Consider the following 13,889-nt stretch of genomic DNA (forward strand, 5'->3'; position numbering starts at 1 on the left):
TGACAGTTGAAGTATCCGCAAGCTCAGGCGCTGGCAGGATTCTCCGCGGGACGCAGCCTGCCCCGTACTGCTCGAATCGCACCTCGAAGCTGGTGAGGCAATGCCAGCAATGCCGGTGTGGCGATCAGTGTCAGAATGGTCGCGAAGGTCAGTCCGGAGACGATGGCCTGTGACAGAGGCACCCAGAACGACGACAACTGGCCGCCATAGACGATGGTGCGATTGATGATGTCGATGGACAGATTGCTGGCGAGAGGCAGCAGGCCGAAGACGGTAGTCACCGTGGTGAGCATGACCGGCCGCAGACGCTGAGCACCGGTTCGCACGATCATATCCACGTAATCGAGTTCCGGGTGTTCGCGACGTATGTGATTGTAGGTATCGATCAACACGATGTTGTTGTTGACCACGATGCCCGCGAGTGCGACCACGCCCACGCCCGACAGAATTGCGCTGAAGGGGGCTTCGAGGATAATCAGGCCAAGCAGTACGCCGGCGGTAGACATCACCACGGCCAGCAGGATCAGGACGCTCTGGTAGATGCTGTTGAACTGGGTCACCAGCAACACGAACATCAGCAGCAGCGACATCAGGAATGCACCCTGAACGAATGCCATCGACTCCGCCTGTTCTTCATTTGCCCCGCGGAACTCGATTTTCAGGCGAGGGTCTTTCGGCTGGCTGGCGAGCCACTCCTGCAACTCCTTGACTACGGTGTCTGCCAGCACACCGTCTGCCACGTTGGCGCGAATGAATTCCACCGCAACGCCATCGATGCGCTGAATGGTGTCGACGTTCGGCGCGGGCTCGCGCTGCACGAAATTGGATATGGGGACCAGTCCGTTGCGCGTGCTGATCTTCAGATCATCCAGGGAGCTGACGCCCCGATACTCCTGCGGGTAACGGACCCGGATATCGACCGCATCATCCGAACGATCCGGACGGTACTCGCCGACTTTGACACCGTTGGTCACCAGCTGCACGGCGATGCCGACCTGAGAGACGTCCGCCGCGTAGAGGGCGGCCTGGGCTCGATCCACGGTGAGTCGCCATTCGATACCCGGCAGCGAACGGGTATCGTCTATGTCGATGATCTCAGGCACTGTGTCCAGATGTGCGCGGATCCTGGCAACCGCAGGTTCGAGCAGCTCACGCTGATAGGAAGAGAACTGAATCTGAATCGGTTTGCCCACGGGTGGGCCCTGTTCCATTTTCTGTATTTCCACTGAGATTCCGGCGAACGGTGCGGTGCGTTCGCGAATCTCGCGAAAAATGTCCGCACCCTTGCGGTTGCGTTTGTTCTCATCCATCAGCTCGATGAAGATCCGACCGATGCGGTCGAAGCCGTCCCGGGAGGCGCCGCCTGTGAGCATGGTCTGGGTATTGATACCTTCGATACCCGAGACCTGGAGTATTTCGCTTTCGACTTCCAGCACCAGGGCGTTGATCTCGTCGGCAGAAAGATTGCCCCGGGCTCTGACCGTGACATTGGCGAATTTCGGATCCGGATCGGAGAAGAAAATCATGCCCTGTCCGAACTGGCCGTATGCCCAGAAAATGCTGCCCAGCAGCAGCGATACCAGGGTGAGGGTAACGACAGCGTAGCGACTGGCGACTGCCAGCAGCTTGGCGTACAGACCGGTGAGGTTCCGCAGCCTGGTCGGATCACCGTCTTCGAGCTGCTTGAGGGTTTCCATGGCCACCGCATCGCGGGAACCTGCTTTACCGAAAATGGCGCCGAGCACCGGTCCGAAAATCAGTGCATACACGAGGGAACCGGTGAGCACGGTGAAGACCGTGACCGGCAGATAGCGCATGAACTTTCCGGACACGCCGGGCCAGAACATGAGTGGCAGGAAGGCGGCCAGAGTGGTGGCGATGGAGGCAGTTACCGGCCAGAACATGCGCTTTGCGGCCATCGAATAGGAGGCTCTTCTATCGAAGCCCTCGGTCATCTTGCGGTCGGCATATTCGGTTACCACGATGGCACCGTCGATGAGCATGCCCAGTCCCAGCAGCATGCCGAACATCACCATGAAATTGAATGTATAGCCCAGCAGATAGATGAAGATCAGGGCGAACAGAAAAGACACCGGAATGCCGATCCCGACGATGATGCCGCTGCGCAGGCCCATGGCGGCGACAACCAGCACCATCACCAGAGCAAGCGCTGTGAAAATGTTGCCCTGCAGCTCGGTGACCTGCTGTCTCGCGAAAGGCGCCTGGTCCTGGGAATAAAAGACATCGACTTTGCCCGGCATGCGCTCCTTGTGGCGTTCGACGATGGCTTTGACCTGATCGATCGTTTCGATCACGTTGCCGTTTGCGCGTTTCGAAACGTTCAGCGACAGGGTGTTGCGGCCGTTGACCCGCGCATAGCTGGTCCGATCCTTGAAGGTGCGGCGCACTTCAGCGATGTCGGAGAGGGTTACCACGGTGTCGCCGCTGGTCTTGATCGGCAGATCGAAAACGTCCCGGGCGTCTTCGATTACGCTCGGCACCTTCACTGAGAATCTTCCCTGGCCGGTGTCGATGCTGCCGGCCGGAATCAGCCGGTTGTTGCGTACGATGGTGTTGATCAGTTCTTCGTTGGAGATCTGATAGGCTTCGAGTGCGGTCGGGTTGATCACCGCTTCGAGCAGTTCCTCCCGGGCCCCCTGGAGCCTGGCCTCCAGTACCGAGGGAATGGCTTCGATATCGTCACGCAGATCGATAGCCAGGTTGTAGAGCACCCGCTCCGGTACATCTGCGCCGACCAGATTGACCTGGATAATGGGGAAGTCATCCGTTGTTGCTTCCTGCACGAACGGTTCTTCTGCCGTGCTGGGCAGCTCCACCTTGGCGCGATCCACGGCTTCGCGTACATCCAGCAGGGCCTGATTGAGGTCGAAGTCGGCGTCGAACTCCACCATCAGATTGGCGAAGCCCTCGGAGGCATAGGCGGTCAGTTCCTTGACCCCTTCGACCTTGCGCAGTTCCACTTCCATGGGCATCACCAGGAGCCGCTCCGCATCCTCCGGAGAGATGCCCTCGTGGGCGACTCCGATGATGAAGAAGGGCACCTCGATATGAGGCTCGTTGGCGATGGGAATGGCAGAGCGAGCGATGAGACCTGCAATCACCACCATCAGCATCAGCAGCATGGTGGTCCGGGTGCGGTTCAGTGCCGCATCGATGAAAGCGTTCATGAGCGGTTGATCGAGTTCGGCCTGTTGTCACTGAGCGCGGTGAGCCCATCCTTCCCGGTTTCGGGCTCGGTATTCCGGGGCGTGGCTGCCGGCAGCTCGGTCGCGGATTCGTAGTCGACTTCCACCTGCTCCCCGGGCACCACGAGTTCCTGGCCGACGGTGATCAATGTTGCCACTTCCGGCAGACCGGACACCCAGACCCCGTCCGGCGTATCCCGCACGATCTGTACCGGATGGAAACGTACCTTTCCGGATTCGTCGACTGTCCTGACGCCAATCTGTCCGAGGTCATTGAGGGCGAAGAGGGCGGGGCTGATTTTCTGTGCCATCACCTGTGCGACAGGCACCCGGATCTCGGTGGTGAGCCCCGAACGCAGGGCGTAGTCGGCGTTGGGCACCTGGATCTCCACCGCATAGGTACGGGTGGCCGGATCGCTCTGCTGGCCGATGAACGAGACCGGTCCGGTGACTTCGGTGCCATCGCTGAGTATTCCCGTCACATGCTGGTCGAGCTCGAGCAACTGCACATCTTTTTCTGCAACCCGTCCGACGAGCAGCATGGGATTGAGGTCCACCACCGTGACGCAGGCGGCACCCGGGGTCACATAATCTCCCACCTCCTGGTGCACGTCTTCGACCACGCCTGCGAAAGGCGCGCGCACGTAGGTACGCTGAATCTCGATTTCCGCACGATGTACCTGGGCCTCGGCGGCAGCAAGACGCGCTTTCGCCTGGGCGATCGCGGTGTCGGATTGAAAGCCTCTCTCCTTCAGCTTGAGGCTGCCCTGGTATTCGATCTGGGCCTGATTGAAGGCTTCGCGCATTTCGGTGAGTCTTGCGTAGCGGTCTTCCAGGGAGATCTGACAAAGCAGCTCACCGGCTTCGACCCGCTCGCCGCGTTCGACCGGACGCTCAACGATACGCCCTGCGGTTTCCGCCTTCACACTCACCGTGCGTTTGTTTTCCGTCTTGCCGCGCAGTACCACATATTGAGTCTGGGGTGACGCCTGGATGACGCGTGCGCGTATGCGGGTCGGACTGCGATCCTGCTGCAGAGCGTCGGCCTGCCGGTTGCGCTCAGCCAGGTTGCTCCCGTCGATGGTGGACTCGTTGCCGATCTGCCCTGAAAAGAGCCAGGCCAGAATCGCCAGAGCGATGACGGTGGCTGTGATGTACGTGGCACGCATTGGCGATCCTGCTGTGTCTTAAGGAGGGATAACTCGAACGACGCGGAGGCCGGCCATCGTCTATGCAGAAAGTGCTACGAAAAGTAACACAAGCCCGAACACCGATCTAGCCTCTGCATAGATAAATTAGACCGTGTCAGCGCATTGTGTGACTGGAGGATAGTCCGACCGTCGTCGAATTCCTGTGAAATCGCCAGGCCCTGCTGCAACAGCAGGGCCGGTAGATTCCGGACAGACCGGCAACCGCCTGGATGTGGTCTGAAAACGGCGCGGAATCTCACAGACCTTTGCGGAATCAGGCCTTTGCGCTGGGCCGGGATTTCATGCGCTCGAACCAGGCTGTGATGTTCTTATTTTCGGGGTTCAGGGGTTGTCCCACATTGGCGCCAAAGCCGAGGAAACAGAAAAGCAGGATGTCTGCGAGACCGAGCTTCCCACCGAGAATGAACTGCTTGCCCTGCAGCTGACCGTCGAGCCATTTCAGGCGATCCTGGGCCATCGCCTTGAGGCCGTCCGCGGCTTCGGGGCGACAGAGGATGCGATCCCTGAACAGCTCCAGACCCTGGGAGAAGCGGAATCCGTTGGCCAGGGGCTCGCAGATTCCGAGGTCCACCCGGCGAGTCCACATGCGATCCGTGGCGCGAGCGACGGGCGTGCTGCCGAGCAGTCGATCACCCGGGGCAGTCTCATCGAGATACTCGCAGATGGCGGTAACCTCGGAGATCACGGTGCCGTCGTCGAGTTCCAGGCACGGTGACTGACCGGTGGGATTCTTTTTCAGGTACTCGGGCTTGCGGTTCTCGCCACCCATCAGATCGATCTCGACCTTGTCCAGGGTAATCCCGCGCTCTGCGGCAAACATGCGGACAACCTGGGGGTTCGGTCCCATCGAGTTATAAAATTTCATGCGCGTCTCCTGTCGATTGAGATTGGTAACTTGGATCAGTAGTTCGGATCAGCGAACGCGTAAGCCGGGTGCAGATCGCCGATGAACAGCTCGGCTATTCTAGGGACCCTGGTGGTTTCACACCATCGACCTACCATTCACCGGTATTGGGCATATCACGCCAGGGTGCCTGTGCAGGCAGCGGATCGCCTTCCTGCAGCAGCTCCACGGACACACCGTCCGGTGATCGCACAAATGCCATATGTCCGTCCCGTGGTGGCCGATTGATGGTCACGCCATGGTCCTGGAGTTTTTTGCACAGCGCGTAGATATCGTCGACTTCGTAGGCCAGATGGCCGAAGTTACGTCCACCGCTGAGCGTCTCCGGATCCCAGTTATAGGTGAGTTCCACCTGAGCAGATTCGTCCCCCGGAGCCGCAAGGAATACCAGGGTAAAGCGTCCGGCCTTGCTCTCGTGGCGTCGCTGTTCCTCCAGACCCAGGAGATTGAAAAAAGCGACGGTGGCATCGATGTCGGTGACCCGGATCATGGTATGCAGGTATTTCATTTGTGGTATCCGATGGATCCTTCGAACGGAGACTACAGATGGGCGCTCACCGGGGGAAATCCGGGTCGGAAATCCGAGCAAAAAAAACCCCGCCTTGTCAGGCGGGGTTGGCCATCTGGTCATCACAAGGTCTATGGAGAGTCAGATTGGTGGCGATATTTCAGAGCGTGACAAACGACATCAGGGACACTGCCAGCGTAAAGAAAGCACCGAGGAGTAGAGCACTTTCGGCTCCGCTCAGCTGGTCGCTCGACTCATCGACCCGGCCGGAGACGCCGGTTCCAGGAGAGGTTTGCGCGATGGATCGTCCGAGACTCATGTCAGCCTTCAACACCACTACCAATACCCGACCGATGCTATGCCTGGACTCTGCAAACAGGACGGATCAATTCTGGAAGCAATATGGATGGCAGTGGTCTAATGGCGCAGAGCCGGATTCAGCAGGGTCCGGACAGGTTTTCAAAGAGGATAGCCATGGCGGATACACGAATTCTGGTACGTTTCCGGGGCCTGGCGGCAGCGGGGGTCGCGCTGGCGGGCCTGAGCCTGGTATTGACAGGCTGTGTCACAAACCCCGTTACCGGTGCCCAGGAAGTCGGCTTTGTCAGCACGGCCCAACAGATCAGTGTGGGAGAGCAGCAGTATCGACCCGCCCAGCAGATGCAGGGCGGGCTCTACACGGTGGATCCGGCACTGACAGCTTATGTGTCCGAGGTGGGCGGGCGCCTCGCGCGGTATTCGAACATCAACCTGCCCTACGAGTTTGTGGTTCTGAACAACTCGGTGCCCAATGCCTGGGCACTGCCCGGCGGCAAGCTCGCCATCAATCGCGGCCTGCTGATGGAACTGCGCAATGAGGCTGAACTGGCAGCGGTGCTCGGTCATGAGATCGTGCATGCGGCGGCGCGACACGGCGCAAAACAGATGGAGCGCAGCATACTGCTGCAGGGGGCGCTGGTAGTGACAGCGGTCACCGCCGAAGGAACACCGGTTGCGGATTCGGTCATGCAGGGTGCCCAGATGGCGGCCAATCTGGTGAATCTGAAATACGGCCGGGATGCGGAGCGTGAGGCCGACTACTACGGTACCCGGATGCTCGCTCAGGCCGGCTACGATCCCAATGCTGCAGTGACCCTGCAGGAAACCTTTCTGAAACTCTCCCAGGAGAGTGGCTCACCGGCGGCGGCGGGTATGTTTTCGAGCCATCCGCCCTCTGCAGAGCGGGTTGCTAATAACCGCGGTCTGGTTGAGACCCTGCGTCGGGAAGGTTTCACCGGCGGTGAATACCGCTCCCAGGAATACCAGTCGGCCACGAGCCGGTTGCGCAGGGATGCGCCCGCCTACAAGGCGCACGACGAGGCACGCAAGGCCATGCTCGAGGGCAACCTGGACAAGGCGCTTGAACTGGTGGGCGGCGCGATCGAGCTGCAGAATGCGGAGCCGGGTTTTCATGGGTTGCGGGGTGAGATCAGGCTCCGTCAGAAAAACTGGGCTGATGCCAGAATCAATTTTGATCGCGCCATCGAACGCAATAACGCCTACTACGCCTATTACCTGGGACGCGGGATGGCGCGGGCGGCCGGGGGTGAGAGGGGGTTGGCGAAAGCGGATCTGGAGTCATCGATCGAACTGCTGCCGACAACGATTGCCTATCTGGAACTTGGCAAGATCGCCGAAGCGGAAGGTAATCTCGAAACGGCCGCCCGCTACTACGAAGCCGCAGGCCAGTCGTCTGGTGCGGTGGGCGAGGAAGCGCGGGCGCGACTCGCGAGGCTGTATCGTCGTTAGCCGTCGCTGTTCTGCCGACCCGCGACGCCCTAGCGACGCTTCTGTATGCCGGCCGTGAGCACCAGCCGCATCGCTTCCTCAACACCGATCGGCAGTTCGGTGACCCGCGCTCTTGGCACCAGCAGGGTATAGCCGCCGATCATGTAGCTCATCGGCAGGTAGACGGCGATCCGCTCGATCGGATCCTCGATCAGCCGGTCCAGTTTCGGGTCGTGGTCGGTGACGAAGCCGATCAGCCGGCTGCCCTCGCCCATGTCCACACTCACCACTTTGGAGTCTCCGGGTGCAGGTGGTGTGCTGAAGAAATCGGTGAAGTCGCTGATCGCGCGATAGATGGTTTTGAACAGAGGAATCCGCTGCAGCCAGCTCTCCACATAATCCCAGAAGTTGCGGATCGGCAGCAGTCCGACGAGCAGACCGCAGAGGTAAATGAAGGAGACACCCAGCAGCAGACCGAGCCCCGGCAGGTAATAGTCGGCAGGTAGAACGAGCAGAAACAGCGTGTGCAGCATGGCTTCCGTGCCGGTGGCCAGCCACACGATCACCCAGACGGTGACCACCAGCGGAAGCACCACGCCGAGACCGCGCAGAAAGGTTCTGGTCATACGTGCTTACCGGCTCTGCGGGATATTCCGTCTCGGGGAGACGGGGAGATGTTCGCGCAACCAGTCCATTTCCATAGCCAGAGCGGCCTGATAACCCTCACCCCGGTAGATGTCGTAGTGGGTGCCCGGCAGGGTTTCGTAACGGGTGGTGACACGGTCTTTGATCGACAGATAAAGGGCCTCACCATTGCGCTTGATGTCGAACAGTTCCTCATTGGCAGCATCGATGATGAGGGTTGCCGCGGTGAGGCTCTCGCGACTCGGGAAGGGATCGTAGCGCACAAACTCGGGCCAGTCCGGACTGCCACGCAGTCCTTCCATCGCGCTGTCACTTCCTGGAAAGGGCGGAACCTCGCCGCGGCTGCGCGCGGTACGCCAGCGATTCAAGCTGTCCGCCGAGAGTGGGCTCTGCGGATTCCGGGAGTCCAGCCCTGCCTGGGGATTGACACTGCCGATCTGAGTGATGAGCACCTTGAAGCCTGGCAGGCTGGCCGCGGTGGCCAGGGCCAGTCCGCCGCCGAGGCTGCTGCCCCATATCGCCAGGCGCCCGGTATCGACATTCTGATCACCCAGCAGGTAGTAGTAAGCGGCACGGATATCCTCCAGCTGGTCGAGCGGGTCGACAATTTCCCGGATTTCCTGAACCCGCAGCACGTATTCGGTGAGGTCGCCCTGGGGCCGGGCACCGGTACGCACCAGTTTGCCATCGCTATCGCCCCAGCCGCGGTAGTCGAAGGTGAGGACGACGTATCCCAGCTGGGCGAACTGGGGCGCGTAGGCCTGATTCAGGTGGGACCTGAGTCCACCCCAGCCGTGTACCAGCAGGATGGCAGGTCGCTTTTCGTCTGCAGCCAGCCCTTCCGGTTTCCAGAGGTTTCCGGCGAGCCGGGTACCGTCGCTCCAGATTGTTATCGGCTCATTGCGGGGCTCACCCTGCGCCGCTTCTGCGCCTGCGACACCGCTCTGAGTGGCGAGCAGCAGGGTAAGTATGAACTGTCGCATGTGCATGGCTGTGTCTCCATTGGCTGACATTGACCGCAACTTCTGTTGGCAGACTCGTATATACCAGACCTCTGCGTATTACACCGCATTCCTGCGCTGCAGTTCTGCTCCTCAGCGCTGTACCCAGCCACCCGAGAAGGGAATAGCCTGACCGATGAAGAAATCGCTTTCCTCGCTCGCCAGAAACAGAGCAAACAACGCATCCTCTCTGGCGGTAGCCAGTCTGCCGAGTGGCACCTGTCGCTTCAAAGAGGCCTGAAAGCGTTCGTTTTCACGTAATGAAGGCGGATAGTAAACGGGGTTTTCCACGTAGTTCTGGGCGATCAGGTTGATCTGGATGTTGTCCGGTGCGACCTCTACCCCCACTGACTGCACGTAGCCCACCTGTGCAGCCCGTGCTGCGCTGTAAGCAGCCACCGTTTTCAGTCCGCGCAGTGCGGTCGCGCTGCCATAGACCACGATCTTTCCGGCCTTTCGCGCGCGCATCTGCGGCAGGACCGACCGGGTCAGACGATGCAGCGGATGTACCATCACATCGAAGGTTCTGGACCAGCTTCTGTCGTCGAGATCGGTCACCGGAATTCCGCTGAAATTCTCAGAGGCCAGATTGGCAATGAGCACATCAATGCGACCGGTCTCATCGATGAGCGATTCGCAGGCACCCGGGAGGGTCAGATCCCGATTGTCGCAGATGACGTCGGCGCCCTGCTCGCGAAACAACTCAGCCGTCGCCGGGCCCATGTAGTCGTCCGCCTGGGTGATCAGGACACGGCGTCCGTCCAGCCGCTGTGATTTGCTCATCCTTACGCCCTCGAGTCAAAACCCATGAATTGGGATAAGGTACCCGATGCGTGCCTGTGAAGGGAGTCCGAGCATTGATCACCCTGTATGACCATCCACTGTCCCCCTACGGGCAGAAGGTAAAAATTGCCCTCGCTGAGAAAGGCGTTGAGTTTGAGGCTGTGCAGCCCGGCGCGATCGGCAGTGGCCAGACCCGGGGTCCGTTCGCCGAGGTCAGTCCGCGCGGCGAAGTGCCTGTGCTGGTGGATGACGCGACCGCCGTGTTCGACTCGACGGTGATTCTGGAGTACATCGAGGAGCGCTGGCCGGAGCCTGCGCTGTTACCGGCCGCACCGGCGGAACGTGCGCGGGTGCGCATGCTCGAAGATGCGATGGACACACACTTCGAGGCGATCACCTGGGGGCTGTCGGAGGTACGCAATTTCGGCCGTGGCGGGGGAGCGGTAGCGCAGCGTCTGGAGTCGGCGGCCCGGGATCAGCTCGCCGGCTGGTATCGCTGGCTGACAAAACAACTTGGCACACGGACCTGGTTCAATGGCACTCAGTTCGGCTGGGGCGACCTCTGCGTGGTGCCGTTTCTCAATGGCGCTGTGGGGTTCGGACACCCCGTGGAGGGCAGTCTGGCGCAATGGCTCGAGCGTGCCAATGGTCGGGCCAGCGTGGCGGCCTGTGTGGCAGCGGCTCGCGCCGTGGCCATGGACTCATCCGGCGCCAGTCTGACTGCAGTGCGCCAGGCGCTGGAGCAGGGATTGTTCAAGCGGGAGTATCGGGATCACCGGCTCGAGTGGATGATCAAGAGCGGTGGACTGGAGGTTGTTGCAAGCGGGATGACAGCAGGTAATATCCGCTTCATCGCACCATTTGGCTGAGTTCCTTATTCCGCTGCAGGCTCTTTGTATGCGCTGAAGGCTCTTTGTATGCGCTGAAGGCTCTTTGTATGCGCTGAAGGCTCTTTATATTCGCTGAAGGCTCCTCCAGAGAATGTGTTCATGAAAACAGCTGTCGCGTTGGTTTTTACACTGGTTGTGGCGATGGGTGGGTGGTCCGGCAGCGGCTGGGCGGCCGAGCCGGTATCAGCCGCCCAGAATGGGGAGCGTCCGGCCTGGCTCGACGAGGAAGTGGTAGGCGCCGCCATCCGCATCGGCATGGATGAATCCCAGCAGGTGCAGTTCCGGGAATCCGTCACCCTTTTTCTCCAGTCCTTCGGGCAGGAAGTCGAGAAACTTGTGCGCAGAGGGGTACCCAATCTGGAGAACCAGGTACGACGCAAGCGTAAGTCCCTGACCCGGGAAATGGATGAACGGATGGCAGGCTTCCTCAGCGCCGAGCAGATGCCGCGCTACGAGACCTACCGGGATCTGCTGCTATCCAGACTCAAGCGTTGAGCGGTCCGCGGTGGAGCGCGTTCCCGCGCGCCGTTCAGACGGGTCGCCGGGCGACGCCGTGTGACATGTAGGCGGCCCAGCGGGGTCCGGGTTGATAGCCGGACTCGAGCTCGGGGAGCTGGAATCCCGCATCCTGAATCAGCCGGTCCGCCTCACGGGTCAGGTGGCAGCCTCCGCCAATGATCTTCCACAAAGGCTCGATACGACGCTGCCAGCTTCGTACATTGCCATCCGGTGCCAGACCGTGTTCCACGAAGTAGAAGTTGCCGCCTGGTTTCAGCACCCGATGCATTTCCCGTAGCGCTCTGTAGACATTTGGAATTGAGCAAAGGGTCCAGGTGCACACGATGCTGTCGAACCGGGCGTCGTCTGCCGGTATCTCTTCGCCGGAGATCTGCAGGATCTCGACATCCGGCCTGATTCGGCCTGCGCGCGCCCGGGCACGCTCGGTCAATGCTGCCGCCGGATCCAGTCCGGTGATGGAGCGAACATCGTCGCCGTAGTGAGAGAGATTCAGGCCACTGCCGATACCGATCTCCAGCACATCGCCGCTGGCTCTGGGCACGTAACGTGCGCGCAGTTCGGTCATGGGCGGCTGGGAGCAGGCGAGATCGATCAGCTTTGGCAACACATGGTTTTCGTAGAGGCCCATTCTTTATTCCCGATTCACAGAGATTTTTCGAAGACAGTTCTGCCACCGAGGTAGGTCTTCAGTACCTCGATCCTGAGGATGTCGTCCGGATCCACAAGCAGAGGATTCTCAGACAGCACGATCATGTCTGCGAGCATGCCAGGTGCAAGCACACCTTTGCTCGACTCTTCCCGGGTCAGCCACGCCCCCAGGGTGGTGTAGCCGCGCAGCGCCTCTGCCACGGTCAGGCGCTCGCCGGCACCAAACACCCTGCCGCTCATGCCCTTGCGGGTGACAGCGGCATGGATTCCGGTCAGCGGTCCGATAGGCAGGATGTCACTGGACAGGGCAGTGTGAATCCCATGGTTCATCGGAGTACGCAGAGGATTGTTGGTCTCCAGACGCTCACCGTCGAGATTGGCCACATAGCGCCCTTCGAGTGTGTACGTGAAGTTCGGCTGCTGAGTGATCGCGATACCGTACCTGGCCATGTCAGCCATGGTGCCCGCATCGGGCATTACCGTGAAGTGATTGAGATAGTGGCGGTGGTCGGCCCGCGGGCTGGTGAGTAGTGCCTCAATCAGATAGTCGACGGTCAGGGCGATGGCTGCGTCGCCGATGGCGTGGATGCCCAGCTGCCAGCCGTCCTCGTGGGCCTGCATGATGAGCGCACGCAGATCGCTTTCGGACATGTTCAGCTTGCCGCGATACTCATCTTCGCCCTTGTAGGGTTTGCTCGTGTAGGCCGCCGGGCCGGTGAACCCGCCGTCTGCAAAAATCTTGATTGCGCCCACCCGCAGGAACTCGTCACCTGCTCCGGAAACCATCCCGAAAGCGGCCATCGCTGTCTGACCTTCGTAGGTGACCTGTACGGCCGCCCTGGGGAGATTGCCGGGATGTTGTGCGTACACGGTCTGCCATTCGCGGTAGTGGCCGATGCTGTCGCTGGCCTGGATGATCGACGTGATACCGCTGGCAAACAGAGCCTGCAGATTGGCGATGAGGCTGGGACGGAGTGCTTCATCGCTGGAAGGGGGTACCAGGTGACCCACGAGTTCTTCGTGGCGTTCCCGGATAATGCCGTTGAGATTGCCTTCAGGATCCCGCTCGATGGTGCCGCCTTCCGGATCCGGAGTGCCGGCATCGATACCGGCGAGATCGAGAGCGGCGCTGGAACTGACCGCGCTGTGTGCCCCCGCGCGCACCAGAAACACCGGATGCCCGGGTGCGGCGGCGTCGAGGTCTGACCGCTCCGGCCGGCGCTGCTCTTCGAGTTCGTCCTCGGACCAGCCGTAGCCGGTGATCCAGTTAGCCGATCCCACGACAGACGCTTTCCGTGCAACCAGCTCGCGGATCTCAGCTACCGATTCGACCTCGGTCAGATCGATGTAGTGGACCGGGTTGCCGCTGATGTGAATATGGGAATCGATGAAACCCGGCATCAGGGTCCGACCCTGGAGATCTTCGCTGCGGACGGCCTGGTAGCGATCCGGGAGGCTCTCATCCCCTACAGCGACGATCCGGCCATCGGTCACAGCAACAGCGGTCACCGTAGCGTCAGTCGAGCCTGGGGCAGGGTCTTCTGGGACCGCTGCCATGGTCAGTACCTGAGCATTGTGAAGGATCAGATCCACCGGGATCGTGGAAGATCCGCCCGCAGATCCGCTCCCGTTACCGCAACCGTGCAGCAGGAGTGACAGCAGCAGCGGCAGCACCTGGTGGCGGGCGGAAGCACGGCGCAGCCCTGCGAACTGGTGGTGAACGAGTGCGCGCAGATTGCAGCCGCCTGCCTCGGCACCAATCGTGGGGCTCAGGGGTTCAACGTTCAATGTTCAATATCCTTCGCCA

At 60.6% G+C, this 13,889-nt stretch carries 13 protein-coding genes; 3 read left to right on the forward strand and 10 right to left on the reverse strand.

Annotation, left to right across the window (positions count from 1 at the left end):
* Positions 1-23 precede the first annotated feature (23 nt).
* The 5 genes from R3E82_01775 to R3E82_01795 form a co-directional block, all read right to left on the reverse strand.
* Positions 24-3,188 carry an efflux RND transporter permease subunit gene (locus R3E82_01775; protein ID MEZ5549597.1) on the reverse strand — a complete coding sequence of 1,055 codons (3,165 nt, stop codon included), beginning with the start codon at positions 3,186-3,188 and terminating at the stop codon, positions 24-26.
* Complete coding sequence (locus R3E82_01780) at positions 3,185-4,375, reverse strand: efflux RND transporter periplasmic adaptor subunit (protein MEZ5549598.1); 1,191 nt, start codon at positions 4,373-4,375, stop codon at positions 3,185-3,187. The genes R3E82_01775 and R3E82_01780 overlap by 4 nt, the downstream gene beginning before the upstream one ends.
* A 295-nt stretch (positions 4,376-4,670) precedes the next feature.
* Positions 4,671-5,282, reverse strand: a complete 612-nt coding sequence (locus tag R3E82_01785) for a glutathione S-transferase family protein (protein MEZ5549599.1) — start codon at positions 5,280-5,282, stop codon at positions 4,671-4,673.
* Between the two features lie 130 nt (positions 5,283-5,412).
* A complete protein-coding gene (locus tag R3E82_01790) occupies positions 5,413-5,829 on the reverse strand; it encodes a VOC family protein (protein ID MEZ5549600.1) in 417 nt (138 codons plus the stop codon).
* 160 nt (positions 5,830-5,989) lie between these two features.
* Positions 5,990-6,148 carry a hypothetical protein gene (locus R3E82_01795; protein ID MEZ5549601.1) on the reverse strand — a complete coding sequence of 53 codons (159 nt, stop codon included), beginning with the start codon at positions 6,146-6,148 and terminating at the stop codon, positions 5,990-5,992.
* Between the two features lie 155 nt (positions 6,149-6,303).
* Between R3E82_01795 and R3E82_01800 the strand changes: the two genes are divergently transcribed.
* Positions 6,304-7,617, forward strand: coding sequence for a M48 family metalloprotease (locus R3E82_01800; GenBank protein MEZ5549602.1), 1,314 nt, complete (start codon positions 6,304-6,306; stop codon positions 7,615-7,617).
* Positions 7,618-7,646: 29 nt separating this feature from the next.
* Here the strand turns inward: R3E82_01800 and R3E82_01805 are convergent, their stop codons facing one another.
* The 3 genes from R3E82_01805 to R3E82_01815 all read right to left on the reverse strand — a co-directional run bounded on the left by R3E82_01805 (position 7,647) and on the right by R3E82_01815 (position 10,025).
* Positions 7,647-8,222, reverse strand: a complete 576-nt coding sequence (locus tag R3E82_01805; protein ID MEZ5549603.1) for a DUF502 domain-containing protein — start codon at positions 8,220-8,222, stop codon at positions 7,647-7,649.
* 6 nt (positions 8,223-8,228) lie between these two features.
* Positions 8,229-9,230, reverse strand: coding sequence for an alpha/beta fold hydrolase (locus R3E82_01810; GenBank protein MEZ5549604.1), 1,002 nt, complete (start codon positions 9,228-9,230; stop codon positions 8,229-8,231).
* Positions 9,231-9,335: 105 nt separating this feature from the next.
* Entirely contained in the window at positions 9,336-10,025 is a 690-nt protein-coding gene (locus R3E82_01815; GenBank protein ID MEZ5549605.1) for an SDR family oxidoreductase, read from the reverse strand.
* Between the two features lie 74 nt (positions 10,026-10,099).
* Here R3E82_01815 and R3E82_01820 point away from each other — a divergent pair, with 74 nt between their 5' ends.
* The gene (locus tag R3E82_01820) at positions 10,100-10,894 is read left to right on the forward strand and encodes a glutathione S-transferase family protein (protein ID MEZ5549606.1); all 795 of its coding nucleotides are present in this window, start codon (positions 10,100-10,102) and stop codon (positions 10,892-10,894) included.
* Between the two features lie 120 nt (positions 10,895-11,014).
* Positions 11,015-11,410: a hypothetical protein gene (locus R3E82_01825; GenBank protein MEZ5549607.1), complete on the forward strand. Its 396-nt coding sequence runs from the start codon at positions 11,015-11,017 to the stop codon at positions 11,408-11,410.
* A gap of 34 nt (positions 11,411-11,444) precedes the next feature.
* Here R3E82_01825 and R3E82_01830 read toward each other — a convergent pair whose 3' ends face one another.
* Both R3E82_01830 and R3E82_01835 read right to left on the reverse strand, forming a co-directional pair.
* Complete coding sequence (locus R3E82_01830; protein ID MEZ5549608.1) at positions 11,445-12,062, reverse strand: class I SAM-dependent methyltransferase; 618 nt, start codon at positions 12,060-12,062, stop codon at positions 11,445-11,447.
* Positions 12,063-12,076: 14 nt separating this feature from the next.
* The gene (locus tag R3E82_01835) at positions 12,077-13,870 is read right to left on the reverse strand and encodes an amidohydrolase family protein (protein MEZ5549609.1); all 1,794 of its coding nucleotides are present in this window, start codon (positions 13,868-13,870) and stop codon (positions 12,077-12,079) included.
* Positions 13,871-13,889 lie beyond the last annotated feature (19 nt).

It is taken from the genome of Pseudomonadales bacterium (assembly GCA_041395945.1).
Taxonomy (GTDB): domain Bacteria; phylum Pseudomonadota; class Gammaproteobacteria; order Pseudomonadales; family Azotimanducaceae; genus SZUA-309.

Coding starts and splice junctions, on each gene's coding strand:
- R3E82_01775 (MEZ5549597.1), bottom strand. CDS start 3,188: ATGAACGCTTTCATCGATGCGGCACTGAACCGCACCCGGACCACCATG.
- R3E82_01780 (MEZ5549598.1), bottom strand. CDS start 4,375: ATGCGTGCCACGTACATCACAGCCACCGTCATCGCTCTGGCGATTCTG.
- R3E82_01785 (MEZ5549599.1), bottom strand. CDS start 5,282: ATGAAATTTTATAACTCGATGGGACCGAACCCCCAGGTTGTCCGCATG.
- R3E82_01790 (MEZ5549600.1), bottom strand. CDS start 5,829: ATGAAATACCTGCATACCATGATCCGGGTCACCGACATCGATGCCACC.
- R3E82_01795 (MEZ5549601.1), bottom strand. CDS start 6,148: ATGAGTCTCGGACGATCCATCGCGCAAACCTCTCCTGGAACCGGCGTC.
- R3E82_01800 (MEZ5549602.1), top strand. CDS start 6,304: ATGGCGGATACACGAATTCTGGTACGTTTCCGGGGCCTGGCGGCAGCG.
- R3E82_01805 (MEZ5549603.1), bottom strand. CDS start 8,222: ATGACCAGAACCTTTCTGCGCGGTCTCGGCGTGGTGCTTCCGCTGGTG.
- R3E82_01810 (MEZ5549604.1), bottom strand. CDS start 9,230: ATGCACATGCGACAGTTCATACTTACCCTGCTGCTCGCCACTCAGAGC.
- R3E82_01815 (MEZ5549605.1), bottom strand. CDS start 10,025: ATGAGCAAATCACAGCGGCTGGACGGACGCCGTGTCCTGATCACCCAG.
- R3E82_01825 (MEZ5549607.1), top strand. CDS start 11,015: ATGAAAACAGCTGTCGCGTTGGTTTTTACACTGGTTGTGGCGATGGGT.
- R3E82_01830 (MEZ5549608.1), bottom strand. CDS start 12,062: ATGGGCCTCTACGAAAACCATGTGTTGCCAAAGCTGATCGATCTCGCC.